24 protein-coding genes and 1 pseudogene are annotated in these 26290 nt (G+C 66.0%); 16 read left to right on the forward strand and 9 right to left on the reverse strand.

What is annotated here, in order from left to right; translation table 11 throughout:
* Positions 1-332: 332 nt before the first annotated feature.
* From DAETH_RS04750 to DAETH_RS04770, 5 genes are all read left to right on the forward strand, one after another.
* Complete coding sequence (locus tag DAETH_RS04750; RefSeq protein ID WP_264776775.1) at positions 333-836, forward strand: transcription initiation factor IIE subunit alpha family protein; 504 nt, start codon at positions 333-335, stop codon at positions 834-836.
* 117 nt (positions 837-953) lie between these two features.
* Positions 954-1283, forward strand: a complete 330-nt coding sequence (locus DAETH_RS04755; protein ID WP_102125769.1) for a cyclic-di-AMP receptor — start codon at positions 954-956, stop codon at positions 1281-1283.
* Positions 1284-1351: 68 nt separating this feature from the next.
* Positions 1352-2179: a WD40 repeat domain-containing protein gene (locus tag DAETH_RS04760; RefSeq protein WP_264776776.1), complete on the forward strand. Its 828-nt coding sequence runs from the start codon at positions 1352-1354 to the stop codon at positions 2177-2179.
* A 14-nt stretch (positions 2180-2193) separates the two neighbouring features.
* The gene (locus DAETH_RS04765; protein ID WP_264774760.1) at positions 2194-3597 is read left to right on the forward strand and encodes an IS30 family transposase; all 1404 of its coding nucleotides are present in this window, start codon (positions 2194-2196) and stop codon (positions 3595-3597) included.
* Between the two features lie 9 nt (positions 3598-3606).
* Positions 3607-3840, forward strand: a complete 234-nt coding sequence (locus tag DAETH_RS04770; protein WP_264776777.1) for a hypothetical protein — start codon at positions 3607-3609, stop codon at positions 3838-3840.
* 3 nt (positions 3841-3843) lie between these two features.
* Here the strand turns inward: DAETH_RS04770 and DAETH_RS04775 are convergent, their stop codons facing one another.
* The 3 genes from DAETH_RS04775 to polA all read right to left on the reverse strand — a co-directional run bounded on the left by DAETH_RS04775 (position 3844) and on the right by polA (position 7696).
* Positions 3844-4443 (reverse strand): HAD family hydrolase, encoded by a 600-nt coding sequence (locus tag DAETH_RS04775; RefSeq protein ID WP_264776778.1) that lies wholly within the window; start codon positions 4441-4443, stop codon positions 3844-3846.
* A gap of 97 nt (positions 4444-4540) precedes the next feature.
* A complete protein-coding gene (locus DAETH_RS04780) occupies positions 4541-4864 on the reverse strand; it encodes a hypothetical protein (RefSeq protein ID WP_264776779.1) in 324 nt (107 codons plus the stop codon).
* Positions 4865-4957: 93 nt separating this feature from the next.
* The gene (gene polA / locus DAETH_RS04785; RefSeq protein ID WP_264776780.1) at positions 4958-7696 is read right to left on the reverse strand and encodes a DNA polymerase I; all 2739 of its coding nucleotides are present in this window, start codon (positions 7694-7696) and stop codon (positions 4958-4960) included.
* A gap of 118 nt (positions 7697-7814) precedes the next feature.
* On the opposite strand from polA, the gene DAETH_RS04790 reads away from it, so the two are divergent.
* Entirely contained in the window at positions 7815-8618 is an 804-nt protein-coding gene (locus DAETH_RS04790; protein WP_264776781.1) for an alpha/beta hydrolase, read from the forward strand.
* Positions 8619-8621: 3 nt separating this feature from the next.
* On the opposite strand, the gene glmM is transcribed toward DAETH_RS04790, so the two are convergent.
* The gene (gene glmM / locus DAETH_RS04795; protein WP_264776782.1) at positions 8622-9956 is read right to left on the reverse strand and encodes a phosphoglucosamine mutase; all 1335 of its coding nucleotides are present in this window, start codon (positions 9954-9956) and stop codon (positions 8622-8624) included.
* A 116-nt stretch (positions 9957-10072) separates the two neighbouring features.
* On the opposite strand from glmM, the gene DAETH_RS04800 reads away from it, so the two are divergent.
* The 3 genes from DAETH_RS04800 to DAETH_RS04810 are packed head-to-tail and all read left to right on the forward strand — an operon-like array spanning position 10073 to position 12696.
* Positions 10073-10348: a hypothetical protein gene (locus DAETH_RS04800; protein ID WP_264776783.1), complete on the forward strand. Its 276-nt coding sequence runs from the start codon at positions 10073-10075 to the stop codon at positions 10346-10348.
* Positions 10345-11364, forward strand: coding sequence for a phosphotransferase family protein (locus DAETH_RS04805; protein WP_264776784.1), 1020 nt, complete (start codon positions 10345-10347; stop codon positions 11362-11364). The genes DAETH_RS04800 and DAETH_RS04805 overlap by 4 nt, the downstream gene beginning before the upstream one ends.
* 3 nt (positions 11365-11367) lie before the next feature.
* Positions 11368-12696, forward strand: coding sequence for a PQQ-like beta-propeller repeat protein (locus DAETH_RS04810; RefSeq protein ID WP_264776785.1), 1329 nt, complete (start codon positions 11368-11370; stop codon positions 12694-12696).
* Here the strand turns inward: DAETH_RS04810 and DAETH_RS04815 are convergent.
* Positions 12657-13802: a DNA glycosylase AlkZ-like family protein gene (locus DAETH_RS04815; protein ID WP_264776786.1), complete on the reverse strand. Its 1146-nt coding sequence runs from the start codon at positions 13800-13802 to the stop codon at positions 12657-12659. The two genes, DAETH_RS04810 and DAETH_RS04815, sit on opposite strands and share 40 nt — an antisense overlap.
* A gap of 80 nt (positions 13803-13882) precedes the next feature.
* On the reverse strand, positions 13883-14794 hold the full coding sequence (gene yedA / locus DAETH_RS04820; RefSeq protein WP_264776787.1) for a drug/metabolite exporter YedA: 912 nt from the start codon (positions 14792-14794) through the stop codon (positions 13883-13885).
* Between the two features lie 70 nt (positions 14795-14864).
* Here yedA and DAETH_RS04825 point away from each other — a divergent pair, with 70 nt between their 5' ends.
* The 7 genes and pseudogenes from DAETH_RS04825 (at position 14865) to DAETH_RS04855 (ending at position 22595) form a co-directional block, all read left to right on the forward strand.
* Positions 14865-15248, forward strand: a complete 384-nt coding sequence (locus DAETH_RS04825; protein WP_264776788.1) for a ComEA family DNA-binding protein — start codon at positions 14865-14867, stop codon at positions 15246-15248.
* Positions 15248-16288: a ComEC/Rec2 family competence protein gene (locus tag DAETH_RS04830; protein ID WP_319993727.1), complete on the forward strand. Its 1041-nt coding sequence runs from the start codon at positions 15248-15250 to the stop codon at positions 16286-16288. The genes DAETH_RS04825 and DAETH_RS04830 overlap by 1 nt, the downstream gene beginning before the upstream one ends.
* A gap of 622 nt (positions 16289-16910) precedes the next feature.
* Positions 16911-17179, forward strand: a pseudogene (locus DAETH_RS04835) (IS4 family transposase); the annotation flags it as partial.
* A 61-nt stretch (positions 17180-17240) separates the two neighbouring features.
* Positions 17241-18443 carry a hypothetical protein gene (locus tag DAETH_RS04840; protein WP_264776789.1) on the forward strand — a complete coding sequence of 401 codons (1203 nt, stop codon included), beginning with the start codon at positions 17241-17243 and terminating at the stop codon, positions 18441-18443.
* A 1-nt stretch (position 18444) separates the two neighbouring features.
* Complete coding sequence (locus DAETH_RS04845) at positions 18445-19497, forward strand: hypothetical protein (protein ID WP_264776790.1); 1053 nt, start codon at positions 18445-18447, stop codon at positions 19495-19497.
* A 153-nt stretch (positions 19498-19650) separates the two neighbouring features.
* Entirely contained in the window at positions 19651-20973 is a 1323-nt protein-coding gene (locus DAETH_RS04850; protein WP_264776791.1) for a HEPN/Toprim-associated domain-containing protein, read from the forward strand.
* 770 nt (positions 20974-21743) lie between these two features.
* Positions 21744-22595 (forward strand): DUF6602 domain-containing protein, encoded by an 852-nt coding sequence (locus tag DAETH_RS04855; protein WP_264776792.1) that lies wholly within the window; start codon positions 21744-21746, stop codon positions 22593-22595.
* Between the two features lie 343 nt (positions 22596-22938).
* Here DAETH_RS04855 and DAETH_RS04860 read toward each other — a convergent pair whose 3' ends face one another.
* The 3 genes from DAETH_RS04860 to istA form a co-directional block, all read right to left on the reverse strand.
* Positions 22939-23676, reverse strand: a complete 738-nt coding sequence (locus DAETH_RS04860) for a sunset domain-containing protein (RefSeq protein WP_264776793.1) — start codon at positions 23674-23676, stop codon at positions 22939-22941.
* Between the two features lie 231 nt (positions 23677-23907).
* Entirely contained in the window at positions 23908-24708 is an 801-nt protein-coding gene (gene istB / locus DAETH_RS04865; protein WP_264776794.1) for an IS21-like element helper ATPase IstB, read from the reverse strand.
* Positions 24705-25991, reverse strand: coding sequence for an IS21 family transposase (istA, locus tag DAETH_RS04870; RefSeq protein WP_264776795.1), 1287 nt, complete (start codon positions 25989-25991; stop codon positions 24705-24707). Before istA ends, istB begins: the two co-directional genes overlap by 4 nt.
* Between the last annotated feature and the right edge of the window lie 299 nt (positions 25992-26290).

Genomic DNA, 26290 nt, shown 5'->3' on the forward strand with positions numbered 1-26290 from the left:
GTGGGGTCCGTCATGTGAAGCGGGCTTGACCGAAAGGCCAGGTTCTCCGGCACAAGCTGACGGGCGCTTCACAGGGGGCGCCGGGTCACGGTGCTGCGCCGCGCGACCGCTTACGATGCGCCACCGTTCGTGACCGGGCCCGTCACCCCGGCTCCCACTTTCCAAGCGTCTCGGGCTCTCCAGTACCTCGGGCAGGTCTCATGCAACAGGCATGAAAACCTGTCACAATAGGAAAGTTGCGCTTCTGGGCGCAGTTGAACTCGGTTCACACTCAACAACCACACCAGGGTGAAGCACGGGTGTTTTGCTCTGGTTTTAACGGAGGATAGCGCATGTTCAATCCCCCCACCCTCGAAGACCTGCAGGAGACTCGCCGGGCGAACGAGAAGCTGGTGCTCAAGGCGCTGGAGAGCAAGCCCGAGTGGGTCGAGACCGAACTCGCCAAGACGACGGGCTTGGCCCTCTCACACCTGCGCGCCGCCCTTGCCAGCCTGCTCGACCAGGGCCGGGTGCGCCGCCTGCCGGGCACAGGCACCCGCGCCGTGTACGGCCTCGCCGACCCCGGCCTCGCCGACGTGCCCGCCACGCCGCTGACGAACGACGCCAAGCGCGTGCGTGACTACCTCGAAGGCCGCGCCGACTCGGCCCTGTACATGAGCGAGCAGCTTCGCATGAGCCGCGAGGACGTGATGAAGGCCCTGTCGCTCCTGAACGCGCACGGCATGATCACCTGCACCTTCGTGGGCAGCCTGGTGATCTTCCGCCTCAAGGAGACCCAGGCGCTCGGCCAGGAGCAGAGCGCTCCCGTGAGCGGCAAGAAGAAGCAGGTCGCGTAAGCTCCTCACCGTTCCACTCCCCGGCCTCCCACAGCGGAGGCCGTTTTGTTTGTGCCCGTATGATTGGGCCCGCCGCGCTGACCGACCCTTCACACCCCCTCTGTTATGCTGCGCTTCATGAAGCTGGTGCTCGCCGTGATTCAGGATGCCGACGCCGCCGCCCTCGTGCGCGTGCTGTCCGAGAACGCCTTCGAGGTCACGAAGCTCGCCAGCACCGGGGGCTTCCTGCGGGAGGGCAACACCACCCTGATGATCGGGGTGTCCGACGAGCGTCTCGCCGAACTCAAGCGGCACGTGCAGCGGACCTGCCGCACCCGCACCCGCCTCGTGACCCCCAGCGTCCCGATGGGCGAGCAGGGCGAGGGGCTGGTCGCCGACCCCGTCGAGGTGGCGGTGGGGGGCGCGGTGATGTTCGTGCTGGGGGTGCAGGAATTCGTGAAGGTCTGAGGACGTGACTGTGGCGGGACGACGCTGCTTGCGTGTTCGGGGCTCGAACGTTCGGGCAGACTGAAGCGGTGATCTGGTTCCGGAGTGCCGCCTTCCTGCTGACCCTCGCCGCCTCCGCGCAGGCTCTCGCCCCGGTGACAGTCCGGCCGTCATGGAGCATCGCGGGCGTCAACTTTCTCGGCTTCACGGGGCAGGGCGAGGTGGTGACGCAACCGCCCTCCCGAACCGGCTGGTTCGCGCCCGAGTTGGAGCGCCGCGACCCGGGAACCGGGAAAGTCAGCGGCAGCGTCCTTTTCCGAGAGGCTGGGAATGAGGTGGGCCGGGCGGCCTTCACGCCCGACCTGGGGACACTGGCCTGGCTCAGCCGCGCGGGAGACGTCCTGACCGTCCAGACCGGAAGGGGTCGCTGGACGAGCAGCCTCCCGGGCCTGCGCGGCACCCAGGCGCTGGCCTTCAGCCCGGACGGCCGCACCCTGGCCGCCCTGAACGTCTACGGCTACGTGCAACTGTGGGACGTGGCGGCGGGGCGGCGCCGAGCCACCCTGCTGCTGCACTCGCAGCCCCGCCGCCTGACGTTCCACCCCACGCGGCCCCTCCTCGCCGTGAACGAGGCCGGGGCACCGGAGGGCAGCGTCACCCTCTGGAACACGGAGACGGGCGAGAGAGTGCTCACCGTTCCGGGGCTGACGGGTGTCCTCCACCCCTTCGGGTTCGCGCCGGACGGCTCCCTGCTGACGGGCCGGGGGTACGGCGTGGCCTTTCTCGACCTCGGGCTGGAGCGGCTGGGGCAGGGCGACTGGGGCCTGAGCGAGCGCACCCTTCCCCTTTACACTGAGCCGTGCCCACAGGGCATGGGGTCCAGAGGGTGGATTCAAGTGGTCGTCGCAACACCCTGACCAAGGAGGGTGGGATGAGCACTGGGAAGCGAAAATCAGATAGTGCGGGGCGCTGTAAGCTGCATTCGCCAGGACGGCCAAGCGTCGCCCGACGGGAGCACCAGCGGCAGTTCTGGGTGTTGATTGCGGCGGGTCAAGGGAGTGAAGATGCAGCCACAGCCGTCGGTGTCTCGCCTGCGGTGGGCACGCGATGGTTTCGAGAGGCAGGTGGTATGCCCCCCACAACATTGGCTCCCTGGAACGCCACGCCGTCAGGGCGGTATCTGTCCTTCGCCCAGCGGGAAGAGATCGCGCTCCGTCGAGCACAAGGTCATGGCGTGCGGGAGATTGCGAGGCACTTGGCAAGGTCCCCGTCGACCATCTCGCGTGAACTGCGGCGTAACGCCGCCACGCGTGGCGGCGGCCTGGAGTACCGGGCGACGACTGCCCAGTGGCACGCCGAACGGTCCGCCCGCCGACCAAAACCAGCCAAACTCGCGGTGAACGTGGCGCTGCGGGCGTACGTGCAAGACCGCCTGGCCGGGCAGGTCACCTCGCCCTGCGGGGCAACTATTCCTGGGCCGACTGTGGCGTTCAAGGGCCGTCGGCACGGGCGGCGACAGAGTCGCCGCTGGGCCAGTGCGTGGAGTCCACAGCAGATCGCCCGCCGACTGCAACTCGACTTTCCGAATGACCGCACCATGCGCATCAGCCACGAGGCCATTTACCAGGCGCTGTACATCGAAGGGCGGGGTGGGCTGCGCCGTGAGCTGGTCACCTGTCTGCGAACCGGTCGAACGTTGCGTGTTCCTCGAGCGCGTCGCGCCCGAATGAGCAAGCCGTTCGTCGCCCCCGAAGTCATGCTCAAAGAGCGTCCAGGAGAAGCGGCGGATCGGACGGTGGCGGGCCACTGGGAAGGCGACCTCATCCTCGGCCTGGGGAGCTCGGCCATCGGGACCTTGGTGGAGCGCTCGACGCGGTTCACGTTGTTGCTTCATCTCCCTCGTCTGCCCAGCCACGGTGTGGAAGCTCGCGTCAAGAATGGCCCGGCGCTGGCTGGACACGGTGCTGAAGCGGTGCGTGACGCTGTGACGAGCGCACTCACCCTCCTGCCGGAGCAGCTCCGACGGTCACTGACGTGGGATCAGGGTGCTGAGATGAGCCAGCACGCTAAACTGCGCGGTGAAACCGGGGTCGCCGTCTATTTCTGCGAGCCGCAGAGCCCGTGGCAGCGAGGCACGAACGAGAACACGAACGGTCTGTTGCGCCAATATTTTCCAAAGGGCACGGACCTGAGCGTGCACAGCGCGGACGACCTTGCCGCCGTGGCCGCTACCTTGAACGCCCGACCTCGCAAGGTGCTCGACTGGCGAACACCCAAGGAGGCCTTCGAACACGCGCTGCACGCCATTCATACTGCTGTTGCAACGACCGCTTGAATCCGCCGAGTGTGCGCCAGGGGCATCCGCGCGGCGAGCTTCAACGCCGACGGGAGCCGGGTCCTCCTGAATTTCTCGCGCACCGTACAAAACGTCTCCTCGGCCCTGCTGTACGACACCAGAACGGGACGCCTGCTGCGGGTGCTGGACACGCCCGAGACCTCCGCCACCCTCTCGCCGGACGGCAAGACGCTCCTTCTGCACAGGTACAGTGGTGAGCTTCAGGGCGCCCCGCTCCCCTGACCCCTACCGCACGCCCAGCGCCGCCAGGGCCTCCGGGAGCCCCGCAGCGTTCTCGTAACGCACCGCGTGCATCCCCACCGAGCGGGCCGCCTCCACGTTCTGCGGGCGGTCGTCGATCATCACGGCCTCTTCCGGGCGGACCTGCGCGAGGCTCAGGCCGAGGCGGTACATCGCCGGGTTGGGCTTGAGCAGGCCGAGGGAGCAGGAGGTGAAAAAGGCGAGCAGGAACTCGCCCAGCCGGTAGGTGCGGATGCGGTACTCGTTCAGGTCGTGGCCCTCGTTGTTCAGCGAGTACATCCGGTGCCGCTCCCCCAGCTCCCGCGCGAGGGCCAGCGTCTCCTCGCGCGGCTGGCTCTGGGCCTCCATCGCGGCGCGGAAGTCCTCCGGGGTGAAGGGGCGCGGGGTGTGGAACACCACCTGTTCCAGGTACTCCGCCAGGGTCATGCGGCCCCGTTCCAGCTCCGGCACCGCCAACTTGTGCCGCTCCGCGAAGTCCTCCGGCTCCAGCCCGAAACGCGCGACCACGTCCGCCCGCTGCTCGCGGTCCCACCCGTTCGTGAGCAGCACGCCGCCGATGTCCCAGAAGAGGGCCTTGATCGTCATGCCCGAGCGTAACGCTGGGGTGACCCGGATTGCCCACACGGTCCACAAAGGAAGGGCGCCCGCCATCGGCACCGGGCGCCCAATGAATCCGGTAGGTTCAGCCGTCGAGCCCGCCGTCCGAGAGGTGCAGCACCTCGGCGAGGCGCATCAGGGTGGGCCGCACGTCCTCGGGAGCGGCCTGAGCTACGGTCTCCACCTCGGCGCCCAGCGGGGGAAGGGAAGCGGCGGCTTCCGTGTACCGCCCGGCTTGCAGGAGTTCGGCGATCTTCCCGAGTTGCACGGCGAGCATCTCGCCTCTGGGGTGGTCACCCACCGCCGCCTGCCAGGAGCGCAGGTGGGTCACGGCGAGGTTGGGGTCGATGTTCTCCACGCCACCCGAGAGCAGGGCGAGCGTTTCCTCCAGTTGGTTGTTCATCGTCATGCGGAAACCTCCGGCGCCCAGAAGACCCGACCCCCGCCCGCCGGAAGGTACGCCCCCTCCCCGTGTGAAGCGAAACTGAAGGCGGCCAAGCCCTTACTTCGTGTCGTACCAGTTCGGCCCCACCCCCACCTCCACGGCGAGGGGCACGATGAGGTTCGCCGCCCCCTCCATCACCTCGCGGGTCAGGCGGGTCGTCTCGTCCACCCGGCTCTCGGGGACCTCGATCAGCAGTTCGTCGTGGACTTGCAGGAGGAGTCGGGCGCCCAGCGCGTCGAGTTCGCCGCCCAGCCGCACCATCGCCACCTTGATGATGTCGGCGGCGGTGCCCTGGATGGGCATGTTGTAGGCCAGCCGCTCCCCGGCCTCGCGCACGTTGCGGTTGGTGGCCTTCAGCTCCGGCACGTAGCGGCGCCGCCCGTACAGCGTCTCCACGTAGCCGTGCTCGCGCCCGAAAGCAAGCGTGCGCTCGATGTAGCCCCGGATGCCCGGGTAGGTCGAGAAGTAGATGTCGATAAACGACGCCGCCTCCGCGTACGAGATGCCCAGGTCGTTGCTGAGGCGGTGGGCACTCATGCCGTACAGCACGCCGAAGTTGACCGTCTTCGCCGCCCGGCGCTGCTGGGCGCTGACCGTCGCCTCGTCCAGCCCGAGGACCTGCGCGGCGGTGCGGCGGTGAATGTCGGCCCCCTCCTGGAACGCCTGCTGCATCAGGGGGTCGTCGGCGATGTGCGCGAGGAGCCGCAACTCGATCTGCGAGTAGTCCGCGCTGAGGAGCAGGTAACCCTCGTCCGCGACGAAGCCCTTGCGAATCTCGCGGCCGAGTTCCGAGCGGATGGGGATGTTCTGGAGGTTGGGGTTGAGGCTGGAGAGCCGACCCGTGGCGGCGGTCGTCTGGTTGAAGGTGGTGTGGAGCCGCCCGGTGCGCGGGTTGACGAGGGTGGGCAGGGGATCGAGGTACGTGCCCCGCAGCTTCTCCAGCTCGCGGTATTCGAGGAGAGCGGGGATGATGGGGTGCTCCTCGCGCAGGGGTTCGAGGGCGGAGACGGCGGTGCTGCGCTTGCCCGTCAGCTTGGTCTTCTTGCCACTGGCGAGGCCGAGTTCGTCGTACAGCACGGCCTCCAGCTGGTCGCGGCTGCGGATGGGGAACTCGCGGCCCGCGTGACGGTAGATTTCCGCCTCCAACTCCTGAATCCGGGCGGTGGTCGCCCCCGCCAGCCCCCGGATGTAGTCGCTGTCGAGCCGGACGCCCCGCACCTCCATGCGGGTGAGCACGCCCGCGAGCGGCTTTTCCATGTCCTCGTACAGCCTGCGGCGGGGCTCGTCGAGTTGGCCGGGGAGGTCGCGCAGGAGGTGGTGGGTCATCACCGCGCGGGCGGCGGCGCCTTCCGGCCAGGAGGTCTTCATGTACCGCTCGGCCACCGTCGGCATGTTCGTGTTCGCGGGGTCGAGGAGGTAGGCGACGAGGAGGGGATCGTCCCCCGGCTCCACGACCGTCCCCCGCACGCTGAGGTGCGCCGCGAGGGCCTTGGCGCCCGCCGCCGTCAGGGTCCGTTGCCCCACGAACTCGGCCTCGGAGACGGTGGGGGGGAAGAGGGCGGCGGCCTTCTGCGCGGCTTTCTCGGCAGCCTTGCGTGCCTTCTCCGCCGCCTTCTGCTCGGCCTTGGTGGGGGGGCGGTCCTCCTCCCCGCCCAGCAGGAATCCCTCGGGAGAGGTCGCCTGCAAGGCCGCCACCGCCCCGTCCGCCTCCCGGGGCCGTTCCTCGGCCGGGGCCACGCGCGCCACCCGCCCGTCGAAAGTCGCCGCCGCGAGCAGGTCGGCGGTCAGGTCGTCCTCGCGCGACAGCACGAAGCCCCAGGTCACGCCCTCGCCGGGAGTGCGCCACTCGGCGATCTCGATCTCCTCGGCAACTTCGGCGGGCGTGGGGTCCGGCTCGCTGACCTCCGGCGCGGGCTGCCCCAGCGTCGTCAGTTCCCGCTTCACGCTCACGAGTTCCAACTCGTCGAGGAGCTGTTCGAGCCGCGCCGGGTCACCCGCGCCGCGCAGGGCCCCGAGTTCCACCTTGAGCGGCAGGTCGGTCACCATCCGCGAGAGGTCACGGCTGAAGAGGATGTCCGACTCCGAGGCGAGCAGCTTTTCGCGGGTGCCCTTGGGTTCCAGGGTGCCGTCCTTCGCCCGGGCGAGCACGGTGTCTAGGTCGCCGTACTCTTGGAGGAGCTTCGCCGCCGTCTTCGGCCCGATGCCCTTCGCACCTGGGATGTTGTCGCTGGCGTCCCCGGTCAGCGCCCGGTAGTCCACCCACTGCCGCACGGTCACGCCGTACTTGTCGAAAACCTCCCCCGGCCCGACGAGGGAGAAGTCGTTGGAGATCACCCGCACGTGGTCGTCGAGCAGTTGGTAGGCGTCGCGGTCGCTTGTCACGATCCGCACCTGGAAGCCCTTGCCCTCCGCCATGCGGGTGAGGCTGGCGATCACGTCGTCGGCCTCGAAGCCGGGTTCCTCCAACCTCGGGAAGCCCAGCGCGTCCACGACCTCGCGGATGCGGTCGATCTGCCCGGGGAGGTCGGAGGGCGTCTGTGCGCGGCCCGACTTGTAGCCCTCGTACTGCTCGTGGCGGAAGGTTTTGACCGGGGGGTCGAAGACCACGATGACCTGGTTGGAGGGCTGCCGCGCCAGCCGCAGGGTGAAGCGCAGGAAGCCCAGGATGGCGTGCGTCGCCTCGCCCCGGCTGCTGTTCAGCGGCGGCAGCGCGAAGTACGAGCGGAAGGCCAACGCGTGCCCGTCGATCAGGACGAGGGTATCGGGGGCCGGGGAGCCGGAGGCGGGCGGGGTCATGGGGGCATTCTACGGAGGGGGGCAGGCGGGGAGTGCTGCACAGGTCCCGGTGGGTGCGGGAATTAAGTAGCTGGAACGGCCGATGCCGTTTTCGATCTTCACGCCGTAGGGTGCGGGAGTGTCTGCCGAAGCCTTCCCGCCCCCCGACCTCGAACTTCAGGAGGACGTGCCCTTCAGTGCATACGGCCTGTGTCTCGACGTGCTGCGGCCACGGCGGCGGGCTTCCACACCTGCACCCGCCGTTCTCCACCTCCACGGGGGCGCATGGGTGATGTTCGGCAAGTGGCCGGTGGCGAACGTTTTCTTTGCCCGGGCGGGGTTCGTGACCGTCTCCGTGGACTACCGCCTCGCACCGGGCACCCTCTTCCCTGCCCAGATTCACGACGCTAAGACGGCGGTGAGGTGGCTGCGTGCCCACAGCGATGTCTACGGCATCGACCCAAGGCGCATCGGCGTCTGGGGGATCAGCGCGGGAGCCCACCTCGCTGGCCTGCTGGGTACGACCGCCGGTTCGTCTGGACTGGAGGGCTTAGGCGGCGACTGGGAAGGCTGGTCCTCCGAGGTTCAGGCCATTGGCAACGTTTGCGGCGTGATGGACTTCCTCGACCCTGGGATGCCGTTCGGCCCGGAGCCCTTCCCCCTGTTCGGCGCACCCCTGGCCGAGCGGCCTGACCTCGCTGTGCTGGCAAGTCCGGTAGCCCACGTCTCGGCCGGTTCTGCGCCGTTTCTCCACCTGCACGGCAGGCACGACCGGGAGGTTCCCATCTCCCAGGCGCGGCGGATGCACGCGGCGCTGGAGGCGGCGGGTGCCCGAAGCGAGCTTGTGGAACTGGACGGCGACCACTACATCAATGAGACCCACCAGGCCGAGGTCGAAGGCAAACTCCTGGCCTTTTTCCGACGGGAACTCGCTCACGAGTAGGGTTTACACCCCAACCCGCCCCCGCTCCTCCACCACTTTCGCCAGTGCCCCGGCGACCTCGTGGATTTCGGCCTCGTCGGGGCCCTCGACCATCACGCGGATCAGGTTCTCGGTGCCGCTGGGGCGCAGGTTGACGCGGCCCCGGCCATTCAGGCGCTCCTCGGCCTGCAAGACGGCGGCCTGCACCACCTCGTCGCGGGCGATGGCCTTCTTGTCGCCGACGCGGACGTTCACCAGGGTCTGCGGAAACATCACGAGTTCGTCGTGGAGTTCGTCCAGCGTCGTGCCGAGCCCCTTCATCGCGGCGAGGGTAAGGAGCGAGGTGAGCACCCCGTCCCCGGTGGGGCTGTGGTCGAGGAAGAGGACGTGCCCGCTCTGCTCGCCGCCCAGGGTGAGGCCGCGCCCATGCAGCCGCTCGTGGACATAGCGGTCGCCGACGGCGGTGCGCTCCAGGGGGATGCCCGCCTCGCGCAGTTTCACCTCCAGCGCCATGTTCGCCATGATCGTGGTCACGACGCCCCGGTCCTGCCGGGCGCGGGCGTTCAGCAGCAGCATGTGGTCGCCCTGCACCACGTTCCCGCGCGAGTCCACGAAGAGGGCCCGGTCGGCGTCCCCGTCGAAGGCCACGCCGAGGTCGTAGTCCCCCTCCCGCACGATCTGCCGGAGGTGACCCAGATGGGTGCTCCCGCAGCCCCGGTTGATGTTGCGACCGTCAGGTGTGGTGTACACGGCGAACACGTCCGCCCCCGCCGCCTGGAAAACTCGCGGCCCGACCCGGTACGCCGCCCCGTTCGCGCAGTCCATCGCCACCCTCATACCCGTCAGGTCGGGCGCGTGCGAGCGCAGGAAGCCCACGTACAGCCGTTCGGCCTCGGTGTAGTTCGTGACCGAGCCGAGGTCCACGCCCGTCACGGGGGGAAGGCTGGCAACTCCGTCCACGGCGGCCTCGATCTCCAGTTCGGTCGCGTCGCCGAGTTTTTCCCCACTCGCGCCGAAGAACTTGATCCCGTTGTCCTCGTAGGGGTTGTGCGAGGCGCTGATCACCACGCCCGCGTCGGCCCCCAGGTGGCGGGTGAGGTAGCTGACGCCAGGGGTGGGTAGCACGCCGACGTGGACGACGTTCACGCCCCGGCTCGTCAGGCCCGCCGCGAGGGCCGCCTCCAGCATGTCGCCGCTCTGCCGGGTGTCCTTCCCGATCACCACGCTGGGGTGGGGATTGCGCCGCCTCAGCACCTCGCCCGCCGCCGCGCCCAGGCCCATCACCCACGCGGCGGTGAGCGGAAACTCGCCCGCGACGGCCCGCACGCCGTCCGTTCCGAAATACTTGCGCTCGCTCATCGTGGGGTCAGTGTACCCCCGTGAGTGAAGTGTGCATGATGCTCACCCAGGCAGCGGGCGCCCAGCGACCCGTGAGGGCAGGCAACTCCGGACGCCTTCGTCGCGTACCCTGAGGCATGAGCGGATTTTCGGGCGGCTCCTTCTCCTTCAGTCACAGCGGTGGTCGTCACGGCGCGTTCAGGCGGCGCAGCCACAGCAGCGGGCGCCGGGGCGGTTTCCTGGGCGGCGCGCTGGGTCACAGCCACAGCAGCGGCCACCGGGGGCACTACGCTGGGGGCGGGCACTACCGCCAGACCCGGCGGCGGGGCGGCCTGGGGTGCCTGGGGGCCTTCCTGGCCGGGGCGGCGCTCACGGGCGGCTCGCTCGCCGGGCTCCTCACGCTCCTCGCTTGAGGCTGACTGCCACCCTGGGGGACTGGCGGGACACGCTGCGGGGGGGCGGTCCCGCCGTCTCGTCCCGGGTGTGGCCCGCCGGGCTGCGGGCGGCCTTTCCCGGCCCGCGCCGCCGGGTGGAGGCCTGGGAAGGGGAGGGAGCGGCCTTCGCGCGCTACGCGACCGGGCACGGTCCCCTCTTCCTGAAGTACCTCCCGGCCGGGTGGCGGGACGAGCGGGCCTACCGCCGTCTGGCCCGTGAGGCCGCCTACCTGCGCGACCTCGCCCCTCGCTCGCCCGTCCCGCACGCGCCGCTCCTGCACGCGGCCCTCGACCCCCACGGTCTGCGGGCGCACCTCATCACCCGCGACCTGACGGACGCGACAACCGGGTGGGGGGCGTTCGGAACCGACGACGAGCGGGAGGCGGCGCTCGTGGAGGTCGCGCGGCTCCTCGCCCGGCACCACGCCTTCTGGCTGGACCGCCCGGAACTCGTCGGCGAGTGGGGTTGGGACGCGGCGCGGGCCGTGCGGCACGCGGGGCGGATCGCCGCCGACCCCGACCCCGGCTGGACGCCCACCGAGGTGAGCGCCGTCGAGGAGGCCGCCCGCGCCCTGCCCGCCCTGCTCACCGCCACGCGCGGGGTCACCCTCGCCCACGGCGACCTGCACGCGGGGCAGGTGCTGTGGCCGAAAGACGGCAGCCCACCCGTCCTGATCGACTACGGGCAGACGCACGCGGCCCCGCTCGGGGAGGACCTCGCCCATCTCCTCGGGGTGCGGTTGGACGCGCCCGACCGGGCCAGGTTGGGTCCCGGCCTGCGGGAGGCGTACCGGGCCGAACTCGCCGCGCACGGGCACTCCCGGACGCCCGCCCAACTTGGGGACGAGGAGCGGGCGGGGCTCGCCCTGAATGTGCTCGCCACGGCGCGGCAGGCGCGGGCGGGCAGCGGGGACGGGGTGCGGGAGGCCCTCGGGCGGGTGGCCGGGGCCTGGGCCCAGGGGTGGGCGGCTCCTCACAAGCGGCGCCTATCCTAGAGCATGGTGTGGCGCGGGTGGGCGCTGGCCCTGCTGTGGGCGGGAGCCGCGTTCGGGCAGACGGGGGACGGCGGCGTGTCCTTCGGGTCGCCCACGACCGCGCCGCGCTTCTCCGAGCGGGAGCGGGTGCCCGTCACCCTGCCCCTGTGGCGGGCCCCGCTGGAGTACAACGACGAGGGCTACGCGGTGCTTGCTGCCAGCGGCTCCCGGGTGGTCGGCCTGAGCGGGCAGACCCTCTGGGCGCGGGAGGCCGCGAGCGGGCGGGTCCTGTGGCGCCGGGGTGGGTTCCGCCCAGGGTTAGCCGCGAACGCGACCTTTGTGGCCGCCACCACGCAGGGCGGCCGGGTGGCGGTGATCGAGGTAGGCACCGGGCGCGAACTCTGGTGCCACAAGCTCACGGTCTCGGTGCCCTCCGCGCTGCGGTGGTTCGGCGACCTGCTGCGGGTCTCGGGCGTGCCCCCGGGCGGCCAGTTCGGCCAGGATCAGGTGCTGACGGGGCTCGGCGGGGAGCGGCGGTTCGTCACCCGCCCAGACGAGACCGTGGAGCACCGGGCCGGGAGCCTGCTCCTCACCGCGAGCCGCAGGGACGCCCTGCTGGGCCAGGGGGGAGCCTACGCCGCCTGGGACGCCGGGACGGGCGGGCGGCGCTGGACGGTGCGGGCCGCGAGCTTCCTGCGGCGCGAGGGCGACACCCTCTACTTCCAGGCCGTGCCGCCCGAGTCCGGTCTGGTGGAGGGGCGCGGCACCCAGCCGCTCCTCGCCGTGGACGCCCGAACGGGCCGCGCGGTGTCTCGCCCCGTCCCGCTGTCCTTCCCCGAGTTGAGCGGGGCGCGGGGTGCCACCTTCGGGGGGGTCGCGCTGGACGGGCAGTGTCTTTGGGTGGCTGCGTGGGTCGGCGACGACCTGAGGGTGGTGGCCTGTCACCGCCGCGACGGCGAGCCGGGGGGAGCGCGTGCCTCATTGCCGGAAGGGGGCCGGAACGGGGGGCGCCTCGCCTGGATCGGCGGCCCGGCCCTGGGGCGGCTGTGGTTCACCGACACGGTACGGCTGGTGTGGGGCGCGAAGACGACGAACGGTGGACTCCTCGCCTTTCCGCCGCACGGGACCCACACCGAACTCTCGCGCCTCGACGTGACGGGAAACCGCCTCGTGGTCGCGGGGACCGACGGGCAGGTCCTCGTGTACCGGGTGGACGCCCTGGGCGGCACGAACACGCCCCGTGTAGTTTCCCGCCACGTCACCACCTCGCGCCGCTTCGGCCCCAGCGTGATCGTGCCCGGCGTCCTGATCGTTCAGGGGGAGAAGGAGGTGCTGGCCTTCCCGGCCCGCTGAGGGTCCTCCAGCCCCAGAAAGGCCCGGTGGCGGCCCAGTTCCGCCTCCAGCCCCCTGCGAAAGGCTGCCGTCTCGCGCACGCCGGGGACGAGGTTCACGTCCGCGCGGAGTTCGCCCCCCTCCACCCTCAGATTGGCCCACCCCACCGCTCGCTCGGCCTGGAAGACGGGCAGGGCGTAGTACCCGAACTGCCGTTTCGCGGGCGGGGTGTACGCCTCCAGGCGGTACGTCCAGCCGTGCAGGTGGGTGAAGCGGCGGCGGTCCCACACCAGGGGGTCGAAGGGCCCGACGACCCGCACGCCGCGCGGGGTGGGCAGGGCTCCCGCGTCCCACCCGGCAGGCCACACGTACCGCACGCCGTCCACTCGGGCGCCCGTCAGTTCCTCCCGCACGGCGACCCGCAGGGCCGCGCGCAACTCGCCGTGCAGGTGCGGCAGCCCGAAGCGCGAGAGGCCGACGAGGTAGCCCAGGCTCGCCTCCGGGAGCGGCCCGTAAAGCCCGGCGAGGAGGTGGACCGTGCCGCGCACGCGCTCGGGTGTGGGAAGCGGGGCCGCCCGCAACGCCGCGAGGTGGGGCGCTGGGCCGTACAGCCGCACGCCGCTGACCCGCCGGGTCACCCGCACCTCCCCCCGGCGGTGCAGGAGGTCGAGCGCCCGGGTCGTGGCCGCCGACTGCCCGCCCCAGGCGTTCACCACCCGGCCCCGGCCGAGCAGGGCGGCCACCTCGCGCGGGTGAACCTCCGCCCGCTCCCCGACGAACGCCCGCACCGCCTCCAGCAACTCCGGGTGCTCGCGCTCCAACGGGCTCTCGCCGACCTCGCGCGGGTGGAGGAGGGCCTGCACCGGGCGGGTCACGAAGCCGTAGTTGGGCAGCATGTCCTCCTCAACGGCGAGGGTGGGGTACAGCCGCTCCAGGTCGCCCGCCCGGTAGCCGCGCACCCGGGCCATCAACGTCAGGTCCTGCGCGCGGGCGGGAGCGCGGATGGGGTCGGCCTGCACGAAGACCATGTGGTCGAGGGCTGACCGGAGCGACGTGCGCGGGCCGAGGGTCCGGAACGCGAAGGCCCTCAGCCCGGCGGGGGTGAGGGGGGAGGGGTGACCAGGCATGGGGGGAAGGTAGCGCGTTGTCGGGGCTCGACCCGGCGACCCACCGCCTCCACCGTCGCGACATGCCGCGACGGGGCGGCTCAGTCTGCCCCGACCGTCCCGGTGTCGCCCGTCCTGACCCGCCGGGGCCAGGCGACGAGCGCCACACCCGTCAGGATCACGCCCAGGGCGGCCCAGCCCAGCCCCGTCAGCGTCTCGCCGCCCAGCCCCACCCCGAGGAGGACCGCCACGACCGGGTTGACGTAGGCGTAGCTCGTGGCGAGGGCCGGGCGGGTGTGCGCCACAAGGTACATGTAGGCGCTGTACGCGACGAGGCTGCCGAAGACGATGAGGTAGGCGAGGGCGCCGAGGCTCGCGGCGGTCGGCGTGCCCCAGCGTTCCCCGAACAGCACGCTCAGCAGGGCCAGCAGGACCCCGCCCGTGACCATCTCGGCGGCGCTGCCCATCAGCCCGGCGGGGAGGGGCAGGTGGCGCGACCACTGGCTGCCGAACGTCCAACACAGCGGCGCGAGGATCAGGAGCAGGGCGGCGAGCGGCGTGGCATGGAGTTCGCCCACGTTGAGCAGCGCGATCCCGACGAGCCCCACCCCGATCCCCAGCCACTCGCGCCCGCTCGTCCGCTCGCCCCACAGCCGGGCGAAGAGCGCCGCGAAGAGGGGAGAGACCGCCAGCACGAGCGCCGCGACGCTGCTGCTCGCGTCCCGCTCGGCGAGGGTGACCAGGCCCGTCCCGCCGCCGAGAAGCAGGAGGCCGACGGCGGCGCTCGCCGCCCACTCCCGCCTGCTCGGTGCCGGGACGCCCCGCCCGCGCAAGAAGGCGTAGAGCAAGACCCCAGCCACCAGGAAGCGCGTGGCGAGCATCCCCAGCGGCGGCAGGCTGCCTATCGCCACCTTGATGCCGAAGTACGTGCTGCCCCACACGACATACACCAGGGCGAGACAAAGGAGCACGGCAGGGGTGAGGCGGGCGGCGGGGGTGGCGGTGGGGGTCACCCGGAGAGCATACGCGCGCTGTGCGAATTTGCCGCCCGGTCGATGTGGGGCCCGTCCTACACTGGCGCCCGTGTGGATCTCGGAACGGCACTGGACGCTCCTTCTCGCGGTCGGCGTGCTGACGGTGGGCGGGCTCGCCCTCGGCCCCGCCCTCTTCCCGCAGGCGCATGGGCCCACCGTGACCCACGCCGAAGTGCCTCCACCTGCCGGGGCGCAGGAGCCCGTCGCCGCCCCCGAGTACCCGGCGACGGCGAGCGTGAAGCCGCTCATCTCGGGGAGAGTCAACCTCAACTCGGCGTCCACCGAACAGCTCGAAGCTCTGCCCAAGATCGGCCCCGCCCTTGCTGCCCGCATCGTCGCCGGGCGCCCCTACCGCAGCCTCGCCGACCTCGACCAGGTGAGCGGGATCGGTCCGTCCACACTCTCGGCCCTCACGCCGCTCGTGACGTTCTGATGCTCGGGAGACACGCCGCCGCGCCCGGCGGCCGAGCGTTCACCCCGAGTCCCACCCGCGCCGCCTCCGGGCGTCTCGCGTGGTCCGTCCCGCTCGCCTGCGGGGTGATGAGCGGCATCCTGCTTGGGCTGGGAGTGTGGTGGGGCCTGCTCGTGGGCGTGCTCGGCGCGGCCCTCGCCGTTCTCGACGGAAGGGCCGCGCTGGCGTTGCTCGCCCTCGTCGGGGCAGGGCTCGGCTTCGGCTCGGAGCGCCTGAACGCCGCCAGACCCGACCGGATGGCTCCCTGGGTGGGCGCGCAGGTCACGCTGACGGGCGAGTGGGACGGGCAGTTCCTCCGCCTTGAAGACCCGCCCGCCCGAGTGGCCGTGTCCCCGAAACCGCGTGTCCCACCGGGCCGGGTGGTGCTCAGCGGTCGCCTCGTGCGCCCGGAGGGGCAGGATGTTCCGGGCGGTTTTGACCAGGCGGCCTGGTTGCGCGGGCAGGGGGGCCTCTTCGTCCCCGCGCCCACCACCGTCCTCGTCGGTGCCCGGCTGCGGCGGAACACGCCGGAAGGTGGCCCGCACGGCTGGTTCCGCCGGGGCCTCACCGTCGGTCTGGGGGAGCGGGAGGCGGCGCTGATGCAGGCGGTCGAACTCGGCGACCGGGGTGACATCGGGCGCGAGGACTTCGGGGAGGGGTACTCGGTGCGGGACGCCTTCGCCCGCTCGGGCCTCTCGCATCTGATGGCGCTGAGCGGCCAGAACGTCGCCCTGCTGACGGGCGCGGTGGTCTGGCTGCTGATGTGGTTGCGGGTGCCGCTGGGGTGGCGTTATGCGGGGGCGCTCCTCTTCCTGGGGCCCTACCTGCTGCTCGTCGGCGTGTCCCCCAGCATCTTCCGCGCCGTGCTGATGGGCGGGGCCGTGCTCCTCGCCTATGCCATCGGGCGCGGGCGGCCCGATCCCTACGGCGTCATCGCCCTCGCCGCCGCCCTTTGCCTGCTCCCCTTCCCGTTGTGGCTGCTCGACGTGGGCTTTCTTATATGCACTATGCTGTCAACATAAGGGCGACTAGAAATAGTGAATGAGGCTAAGAACTAACTCGATACGGCATGAGGGGTTGGCCGACAGCATGATGCAGCGCCTCGTGCTTTGGCAGTCCCCTTTCCCCGGCACCCCACTGGTAGGCAGGACTGACCAAGCTTCCCCAATGTTGGCAGGGCGAGGCACCAATGGCCGCTAAGATGGCGCAACAATTACATTTGACTTCAGCACGTTGGGTGGGGACGAGTGTGTCAATACCCTGGTTGATCCGAGGGACATTTTTGACGCCCTGCCCGGCAAAGCCGGCAAATACGCATATCTCCGCGACGTTCAGGGCGAAGTGCTCAGCGGCTGGCACGATGTATGACAAAAAAGGAAAAGGAGTTTTTGGTCACGAGGAACAAAGGATACTGGTAAGGCTGTAGATCAAATAGATGATCACTCCTGCTCACAGCATTGTGTAGTTCCTCGCGTAGGAAGAGAAATAGATACGTTCCCTGAAATTCAAATACCTTGTATGATTTGAGGCTGGGTAGGGTTGTGAGAAAGAACGACACGAGCCGGAGTGAGGCGAGGAGCCTCTGTCGGGGTCAAAAGTAAGGTTCAGGCATGAGAAGTCGCCTCCAGTGCGATGTTTTCTGCGATGGAAGACACCCGGAGCCGACCCGGTGAGTCTAGCCTCTGTACCCTGCTCGCTCAGCACCTCCCGCTCAATCCTCGATGGCTGACGGTTCTGAGCGCCCTGATCCTAGCCGTGATTCAGGCGCGGAGCGTGGTCCTGTACCAGCTCCGTTCAGCTTGTTGATCTGCCGGGCCCTGACGACATGGGGTACCAGCGGTTCAAGCGCTTCGGGCAGTTCTCGCTTCCCGACCTCCTCCGATGCCCGCTTCGTCCTGGACCGGACCAAGTGGTAGCTCGGCCAACAGAACGTCAGCATGCTCCTGCTGAGGAGCCACGCTCTATTCTGTCGCCATGGCCAACGGCATCATCCGAGACAACCGTGTGAACTGCTATTCAGTGGTGGAAACCATGCGCGTGGACCAGTACCTGGAGCTGGTCAATCAGGCTTATCAAAACCGGGGTGGTATCGAGAAACAGCGGCAACCCCTGAGGACAACGACGGCGATTCGTATCCGCGATCGAATGGTCGAGGATCTGAGACGAGGCGCAGTTCTCCCCCCGGTTGTTATCGGTGTCGTTGTCGATCAAACAGCGTTTGCCAAGATCACTCCTGCATCCACCTCTCAGGAGGTGGATGCAATCATTGCTGCGGCGGGAAGCGACTCAATCTCGATCATCGATGGCATGCAGCGGACGACAGCCCTGCGGGAAGCTCAACTCCATGACGGGGTCACTGTTTCCGAGCGTCAGATGCGCGTAGAGTTTTGGATTACGGAGGACGCCAACAGTTTGCTCTACCGGATGCTTGTCCTCAACACTGGGCAGGTACCCTGGAATCTTCAACGACAGATTGAGCTGATTTTTCGCTCCATTCTCAAGGAGATTAAGCAGCGCGTGCCGCAGATCGAAGTCTTTACGGTGGATGACGTGCGTCGCCGGGCTTTGGGAGGACAATTTCAGGCCAGCGAGGTAGCAGAACTCTTTATGGTGTTCGGCGCCAGAAAGGAGACTATTGATACCAAAGAGAAGCTGGCAGATGAATTCACAAAACTCGACTTCATAGAGGCAACCAGTGACCGAGAGTTTAATACTATGTTTTATGGTGTACTTGGCCTTTTATCTGAAATAGACGCGGCTTTCTCAAGGTACCAGGGTGAGCCTACAACGGAGGTGCATGAGGACGATGACGCAGGCAAAATACGTTTTCGCAAGGGGCGTGATCTCTTTGCCAGTCAACCCGCACGTGTCGCCTTTATGGCGGCAATGTCTCAATTCATCTATGGTCGGCCTGGTATTAATAAAAACGAGAAAGAGCACGCCACCGCACATGCTGCCCTTTTGGCGAATGGAAAACAGTTTATTGTGCGTTTGAATGTTAAAACACCTACTGAGATAGGGCAATTTCTTGATTTTGGAACCTTGAATCAATTGATTAGCCGCCGAGTGGGAAAAGTTGGTGAGTTCGAGCGCAGTTTCTTCTTCAAGGCTTTCGCTACGCTGCTTGAGGAGAGGTTTGAAGTCGAATCGATGGTACCGAGCTGGAGAGCCTATTGAAATGGCCAGAGGCATCACCAGTTCGAACACCCTGATTTTCGAAAAGCTGAAGCAGCGTTATCAGGAGGCCGGGGGAGAGTATGAGGTGGCTGGATCTCACTGGATCTCCAGCCATCACGAGCACAGACCATTTATTACAGGGGCAAAGATTACTAGGGGCGAGCAGTACATCTACAACAGCCGACTAAGCTTCAGCACACTTCGCCTTAGAGATGAGCTTTACCTCGTCTGCGTTGGATTCGAGCCCGAAGAAATGGACTCTGAGATGTACTCTCCTGTAGACAACGACCCGGCATTCACAGTTGTCGCGCTCTCAGAACTTCCTGTGCCGCCCCGACGTAGGTTGCACTGGAGATCGCTTTATGACGAGGTGCTAGGTCTGAGCGACGAGAGTCCTGGGTATCAAGGACATGACTTCGATATCATCGTGCGCTTCTTTGAACCGTACAGTGTGTTAAAGGTGTTGCAACCCACCGATTTCAACGTGTTTCGGGGTGTCTTCGATCTGTTAGTGTCGAACCCAGATAATCTCGAGCTACCTTTTGGGCAGACCACAGTAGCTGAGTTTAAAGGTCTCCTTGCGGCACCCTGCACCGAAAAGTTGCCCTACGGCGCACTGCTCGCGTCACTGCTTGCTCCGCGCTGGGACACATGTTTCCTTCAACTCTACCGCTGCGTGGAGCGTCTCCTCGCCATCCCGCAGTACGTTGAAATGACCAAGCGAATGAGCGCAACTATCTCGCTAGAAGATTTTAACGCTGCGACGGAAGAAATTTTGAGTTGGCGTCCTCGGGAAGGCGATGCCCTGGAAATGCTGCTCGACCAGGTCTCCGACGCGAGTAAGGAGCAACTCATGAGGGTCGTCAGTCATCTCCCGGGACTTGGGCAGGAGGCGCACCCCGCAAAGGTCTTCTACAAGGCGCGAAACATCCTTGTGCACGGTCAGTATGAGTACAACGCAATCGATATGCCAGATGTAGATTGGAACATCCTCGTACGGGCGACGCTGATGTTCATTCGGGAACTGCATGACATCTACTTGAGCAAGCTCTAATCGAGGCTGCACCTGGTTTGATCGCACTCATGCTGGATCAAACACTTGCCAGCCCTCCCAGGCAATTTCCCGGCCTCCGAGGAGCCCCGGCTCTGGCTAAGGCACTCACTTCTGGTCTCGCTGCGCACGGAGAGGGCGGTAGAATCGTCTCACATGGGCTCGTATTTCGGACTATACATTGGTGACCAGAGGGTTCTGTCTGGCAAAAGCTACGTTGGCGGGGATTTGCTCTCTGTGTTCAGTGACTCTGAGCGAATGGTCATGAACCCGACAGAGAACGATAGGCTCCTGCCCTTCGCCCCAAACTCCTGGGAGGACCCCCTCGAGGGAACGTACTTCTTTTACCGCACCAAGGCAAGTCACATACGTCAGCGCTTGGACATTATGGGTATCAATTTGAGAGAGGTGCGCCGCCTCTTTGAAATGTTCTACCGGCAGGTTGAAGCTGAAAACGCCTATTTTCGCTCTGGTGTCCTTGCGGATTTGTACGAGGCGGAGGGTCTGGTAGACGACTTCGAGGAGTATACCTTCGGACGTTGGTTAAATTTGGTGGAGCTGGCTCTTAAAATAAATTACAAGGTTATTTTTGGTCAGCTTGAACCACGAGATCAGCTCAAGGAGCTTCGTTCAAGAACTTTTGAGTATTTTTCGGGAGCCATGGGCTTTCCGGACCATGACATCGATTTTCGGTACCTTCTGCGTGTGGCGCTCGATTTCCTACCCGATGCGGAGGACGTCACCCTCGATTACACTGATTTGGTCGCCGGAGGGTACTACGGGGAGGACGATTTGCTGTGCGCACAGGCGGTTGAATCAAGCGCGCAGGACTACACCCTTAGTGAGAAGGTCGTCGTCCTCGCCGAGGGAACGACCGACATGCCGGTGCTGCGTGACAGCCTGCGATTGCTTTACCCTCATCTTGCCCATTACTTCGCCTTCGCCGACTTCTCGGTCGTGAACGCCGAAGGTGGTGCGGGCAGACTAGTGTCCTACGTTAAGGCCCTAGTCTCGATGCAGCTCAAAAACCGCGTAATCGCGGTTTTTGATGCCGATACCGGCGCCCGCGCAGCGCTACGTGGGATGCGGGACTTGGCGCTGCCCAAAAACATCAAGGTCATGCAACTCCCGCACCTTGCGCTCGCTGAGCGCTACCCGACCATCGGCCCCACCGGCGTGAGCGAGCTTGATGTCAACGGCCTCGCATGTAGCCTTGAGTTGTATCTTCCGCCCGAGCTGTTGCAGAACCCAGAGGGGGATTTGTATCCGGTCCAGTGGCGTGGCTATGACCAAGCGCTGGGGCAGTACCAAGGCGAGATTATGGGCAAGACGCAGATCCAGAAAGCATTCTCCGAGACAGTGCGTGCCATTGACGAGGGTCGTGTGCAGTTCGAAGACTACACCTGGGACGGCCTACGCGCGGTGTTCGAGGAGATGCTCAGAGTGCTCGAGGGGGGAGACGAACAAGGGTTGCCCTGAGCGAGATAGTCCTCCAACGGCCTGACCCGCGTGTTTTGCCTACCATTCGGTAGTGAACACCAAAACAAGGAGTTTTGGAAAGCTTGGGAAGGGATTCCAGACCGATCACGGGGGAATGTCTGAACAGCCGCCTTTCGGCTGGCGGCTGGAAGAGGAAGAGGGTATCATCCCGGAAACCAGATTTAAAGAAAGCCGAGGTAGGGGAAGGCCCCTAATCACTCGGGATCGAGTCCTCTACATCGTTCACGGCTCGGTATTCCAGTTAGGTCCCCAGCAGGGCACCCGCCTTCACCAGCCCAGCTAGCGAGCCCAAGAGAGACAAGGGCGAAGATAGCAGTAAGTTAAGGCGTGGAGGAGAAGTACGACGTTCAGCCCTTCGTGATCGGCATGGTGCCTATGGCTGCTGAGTTCGAGCAACATCGTCCAGGCGAGCGTCGAGGTATCGATGACACCACCTCTACGGCTGTTGCGTCACAGGAGGCGGTCCGTCGGCTTGCTGTGAACAGTCAGAGCGCCCCGCCCCTGCCCCCTGAACTATGCAAGCGCCATGTGGCCCAACAGGGGATACAACGCCGTGCCGTCGAAAGTTGGTTAAGGATAAATCAATGGTTAAAAAAAAGAGTAAGAGAACTCCTAAGCGTAGCGCTGCGTCCGGTCTCTCTCTACCCGACACATCCAAATGGCAACCGCGCGACAAGGCTCAACAAACCCTCCAATCGGCTTTTTTGCTTAGGTGTATAGCGGCCGAGAGGTCCATTAAACAAGGGGTATTGCAAGAAAAAGAAATGGCAATAGATAACTTCGACTCTGGGCCCGGTGTCGAGGATATTCTTCGTGAAGCGATAGGGGATATACTTCCAGTGCGTTATTCAGTACGCTCTGGCGTCATCAATGATAGTCTCGGAAGAACGGCTGGAGATTTTGATGTCCTTGTGTTTAACAGCAATTGGTTTCCGATTATTAAAGGTGGGGCAACTAAAACGTCACGACGATACCATTATCCTGTGGAAGGCGTGTACGCTGTCATCGAGGTAAAACAATCCTTGGGTTTTGAGGAGTTGGACGCGGCTATGGAAAAACTTGTCGTTTGCCACCGACTTCATAGACCGAGTACGCTCGCATATAGGATGACTGAAAATCGTGAGGGAAGTGATTGTAATCACGGCCTTACCAATCCTCTTTATTCAGCTATCGTCGCTAGTGATTTAAAAGACGGCGTGAATTTCGAAGACTTAATAGAACGATTCTACCATATTAACAAAACTCTGAAGCGTTTAGAGGTGGTTAGAGCATTGTGTGTTCTTGGACATGGTACGATAACGTGGGGAGTCAGGAGCCAACTTTCAGAAATCAGACCAGCTCTATTCATGTTGGATGATCTATACCAACCAATTGTTCCAGCTTATCACTCCCCCCGACATTCAAAGTCCTCGCTGTATAGCTTTATGTCTGACCTACTCCTGCATCTATATCACTCCATTCTTGCACCGGAGGACGTAGCACCCAGTTATGGTGTATCCAATCAGTCAATATCAGCTCCCAGTTCTGAAGAAATTAGGCTTGATCCCGATGAGGAATGGTTAGAGCGTTTGAAGGTGATTTGTAAGAAAGAACATATGTAGATTGGTAATTCTCGACATGCCTGCGTTCAGGCTGGCTTAACGGTCACCTGACCATTCTTCCAGGCCACCCTGTCCCGTGTCCCGTAATGTGCCCAGAACTCCTGCGGCACAGCACCGGGGACTTCATAGCGCAGGTAGAGGTAGCTAGGCTCCGTCTCCCCCAACCCCTCATTCACCTCAGCGCACACAAGGGTCGGGTGCTGGAGCTGCTGAAAATGGGGGTCCGCCCCGAGCAGGCGCCCTGCGGCGTCCAACAGCGACTGCTGGCAGGGCGTCGGCGTTCCCACGCTCCCATCCGGGCGAACCACAGTGATGCTGATGCTCGTGTCAGGCATGGCTGAGCTTAGCGTCGGGGCGCCCGGTAACCCGCCGCCTGGGCCGCTACCGCACTGGCAAAGCAGTTCACGGCCTTCGTGCGGGCATAGCTGCTGTCCCCGCTCGGCAGGTGGTAGATGCCAGACTTGCTCACCTTGATGGGCGCCGTTGCCGGGCAACTCCCGTCCGCGTTGGGCGGGGTTGCGCCGCTCACCTGACTGGCTCCCTGGGAGGCAGACACCGTGGGCGCCTGGGTGGCCGGAGCAGTGCTGCCTTGGGCTGGCGTCAGACCGCCGGGCAAGGGACCAACGTACTGTACATAAGCCGCCTGCCAGTCCCGGGCGATAGCTTGTTGCGCCTCCTGAAAGGTGATCTTGCCCGAGCAGGCCAAGTCATGCAGCCGGTTTTCGAGCTGGTCTTTGACGTGGGCATTGAGGGGCTTTGTCTGATAGGACTCGGGCCAGAGGTTACGGACGCTGTTGCTCCCGCCGAGTTCGAGCGAGATCAGGTGGTCCACCTCGTACTCGCCCTTCTCGCGGCTCTTTATGCCGTAGGACTGGTACACCTGCTCCTTGAGAGCTTGCGGCACGTTGCGGACAGTCTGCGTGTACCCGGGCTTGCAGATGATGTTGGGGTCACTCGTCAGCACGTCCCCTGAGGTCTTGATCGGATCGGGAACCACTGGGGCTTTCAGGTTGTAGGAGGTGGCGAGGCCCGGCGTCATCAGGGTCAGGGCGAGCCAGATGCTCACGCTTCTGGGGGACATGAGGAGAGTGTAGGCCCGGTCGCTCACGGGAAGCTGATGGGGAGAAAGCCGTCTCCGAGCGCTCCTCCAGCTCCTCGCGCAACAGGCGGATTTGTTGTGCGTTGGCCGCCGCGTGCGGTTCTTGATCACTCACGTCGGGCAGCATGACAGGGCGCATGGCCGAGCGAGGTGTCAATGTCGGGTTCGTCGTGAGCAGTTTCGGCGGAATGGGTGTGACCACCCCCCTGACGTTTACGGCCGCTGCACCTCCTGACTCGCCTCGCTGTTCCCCAGCAGCGCGCTGGGGAACAGCCCGGACTTTTTCTTCTCCCGCAGGCGATACGACTCGCCCTTGATGTTCAGCACATGGCTGTGGTGCAACAGGCGGTCCAGAATGGCGCTTGCCACCACCGGGTCCCCCAGTACCTCACCCCAGTCGGCGAACCCCTTGTTCGCCGTCAGAATCACGCTGCCCCGCTCGTACCGCGCGGCGACCAACCCGAACAGGGCGTTGGCGGCTAAACGGTCATACGGCCAGACCCCGAACTCGTCGATCACCAGCAGCTTTGGCTTGGCGTAGTACCGCAGGCGGTGTTCCAGTCGATTCAGGGCCTGCGCTTTGCGCAGGTCCTCCATGAGCTGCCCGGCCCGCACGAACAGCACCGTCTCCCCGTGGGTGATGGCGGCCAGGCCCAACCCCACCGCCAAGTGCGTCTTCCCGACGCCGGGCGGGCCCAGCAGGATGACGTTCTGCCCGTCCGCGGCGAACGACAGCGTGCTCAGCTCCTTGACCAGGCGCTTGTCGACACTCGGCTGGAAGGCGAAGTCGAACTGCTCCAGGGACCGCATAAAGGGCAAACGGGCCTGCTTCAACCGCCTGGCACGGCCTTCCTCGTCCCGGGCCGTGACCTCGATCCGCAACAGGTCGGCCAGAAAGTCCGCGTACGGCAGCTCCTTTTTGGCCGCCGCGTCCAGACGGCTCTCCAGCAAGCTTGCCGCATGCGGCAAGCCCAGGGCCAGCAGGTCATCCCGGCACCGCAGGGTGGCGATCATGCCTCACCATCCCGGAACACGGTCGCCAGCACCTCTTCCAGGGTCGCCGTCTCCCCAACGGCGACCAACGCCTCGTACTCGGCCAGCGGGCGTTGCTCGACCCGCATCTCGGGCAGGCCCTCGGTCTGGGTTGCCAGCAAGGCCCGGCGGCGCCGGGAGTCGTCTCCGGGTGTGGGCAGCCCGTCGTACTGCGCTTCCGCCAGGAAGCGCGCTCCCCGTTGCGCCGACCGGGGATGCACCGCGATGCGCATCCCCCCGCTGAAGAGCTGTACCTCCAGGTGGTCAGCCTGCACCTCGACCGTCTGCCCGGCGTAGCGCCACGGGACGCCGTAGAAGTTGCCGCCGTACGACACGAACCCGTCCCAGGCCACCTTGCGCACCTCCCGCACAAACACCGACAAAGATTCCAGTGAAGGGAGTGGGGTCAGTGTCGGGCGTTCCAGGGCGAGCCGTTCCACGGGCTTCTCGCGGGTGGTGCCGTGAGTGCGGACGTTCGCCACATGGTCAAGCCAGTGCCTGGCTTGACGGTTGAGATCGGCATCGTCCACGAACCGTGCCCCCAGCCAGAAGTTCTTCTCGACGTACCCGACCCCACTCTCCACCTTTCCCTTGGTACGGGGCCGGTAGGGGCGGCACAGCCGAATCGAGAAGCCCAACCGCAAGGAGAAGTCCAGAAACTGCGAATTCCAGACGGGCTCGCCGTTCTGATCGCGTTCGAGGACCACCTGTTTGGTGTTGTCGTACAGGATGGTCTGGGTCAGTCCGCCGAAATAGGCGAACGCGTTGAGATGGCAGCGGATGAAGCTGGCGGTATCGGCCTTGCGGATGAACTCCACGTACAGCGCCCGAGACCAGCCCAGCACCATCACGAAGGCCCAGATGGAACGGGTCTGCCCTTCGAGGTTCAGGTAGCTGTAGCGCCCGAAGTCCACCTGCGCCTGCACCGCAGGCGCGGTCTCAAAGCGGGGCGTCACCCGGGTGGCGGACACGGGTGTCCGCCGAAATGGGCGGATAAAGTCCTTGACCACCGTGTACTGCCCGGTGTAGCCCTGGACTTGCACCTCGCGGAAGAGGACGACCGCACTCAGGACGCCCTGCCCGATGCGCTCCTTCAGGTAGGGGACATAGGGGTCGAGCTTGCTTCCCCGTTTGGGACGGGGTTTGGGCTGTGGGAGGCCCGGGGCTCGCAGGTACTTCTTGACGGTGTTGCGGCTGAGGTCGAGGGTGCGGGCGATGCCGCTGATGGTCTGTCCTGTGGCCTTGAGTTCGATGATTCGTCGCACCTGGGCGCCTCCGAGCATCCTGACCTCCGATTCACCGCGAATCGTAGGCCGGAGGGGGCTGCTACCTCGAAGTGGTCAAATCTGTTCCGCCCCTTCTGGTCATGTTGAAACCGCCACCGTCACGAGGACGCAAGTGCGTCTTCTACGACGGGCACGGCTCCACGAATTCCACCCTAACCCAGGGGGAACAGCATCTCAACCCCGAGCCTCGTCTAGCCGCACTTTGCGTTCGGTGAGCCCCAGCAACCAGTCACTGGAGAGGTCGAGGACGGCGGAGAAGGCCCGCACCTCATAGTCAC

The organism is Deinococcus aetherius (assembly GCF_025997855.1).
GTDB classification, from domain to species: domain Bacteria; phylum Deinococcota; class Deinococci; order Deinococcales; family Deinococcaceae; genus Deinococcus; species Deinococcus aetherius.